Source organism: Listeria floridensis FSL S10-1187 (assembly GCF_000525875.1).
In the GTDB taxonomy this organism is placed as follows: domain Bacteria; phylum Bacillota; class Bacilli; order Lactobacillales; family Listeriaceae; genus Listeria; species Listeria floridensis.
In genome coordinates, this window is the sequence record NZ_AODF01000067.1 from 1 (window position 1) to 1,067 (window position 1,067).

The 1,067-nt window shown below is 40.8% G+C and carries 1 protein-coding gene; it reads left to right on the forward strand.

The window, feature by feature from the left end:
• On the forward strand, positions 1–1,067 hold a 1,067-nt coding region (locus tag MFLO_RS15775), incomplete at both ends, for an Ig-like domain-containing protein (RefSeq protein WP_036098649.1).

Consider the following 1,067-nt stretch of genomic DNA (forward strand, 5'->3'; position numbering starts at 1 on the left):
GATCAAACAACAGCAGTGACGGGTGTAACTGAACCGAATGCAGATGTTAAAGTTCGTATTGCTATGCCTAGCGGTGGTATTCTCAATTGGGATGGCAAAGCAGATGCGAATGGTAACTACAGCGTCACGATTCCAAAACAAGTAGCAGGTACAGAAGTACAAGTTATAGCTTCTCTAAATGGAATGACATCGCCAGCGGCTAGTACAAATGTTGTTGATAAAACAGCCCCTGATGCACCTGTTCTATACCCTGTTAATGATAAGCAAACAACTGTAGAAGGAATAACTGAACCGTATGCAATAGTAGAAATCACTTCAAACGGAATGAAGATTGCGGAAGAAGTTGCGGGATCTGATGGCAAATTCTCCATTGATATTCCGGTTCAACAAGAAGGCAATCAAATTCGTGCAACAGCAACAGATGCTTCAGGTAATGTAAGTAGTCCAACACTTGTTACTGTGACAGGCACAGCTGTTGCAACACCAACAATCAACGCTGTAACAGCAGATGATACAGTAGTAACAGGTAAGACTGATCCTAATGCAGATGTGAAATTAAGTATTCCTCAAGCAGGTGGCGGTTTACTTAACTTTGAAGGCAAAGCAGATGCAAACGGAAATTATAGCATTACAATTTCAAAACAAGCTGAAGGTACAGAACTTCAAGTAACAGCAACTGTTGGATCGAAAACAAGTGAAAAAGCAACAACAACAGTTAAAGCAGGTGCAACAGATTACAGCTTAACAGCTCCAGCAAGCTATGCAATTGGAACTGCAACTCTATCTGGAACATTCGGAAAAGATATTTCAAAAGTACGTTTGTGGGTAAACGGCAAGGTTGCAGCTCAAGCTACTACAGATGCAGCAGGTAATTATACGTTCACAAATGTTGATAAATTTATTACGAAAAAAGCAGATACAGTTGAGGTTGTCGGAGTGGATAGCAGCTATGTGGAACGTAATCGTAAAGCAGTAACCGTTACTGGTGAAGATGTCGTTGATTACAGCTTGACAGTTGATCAAAATCCATACATCGTTGGTACATCAACATCGTTAACTGGTACGTT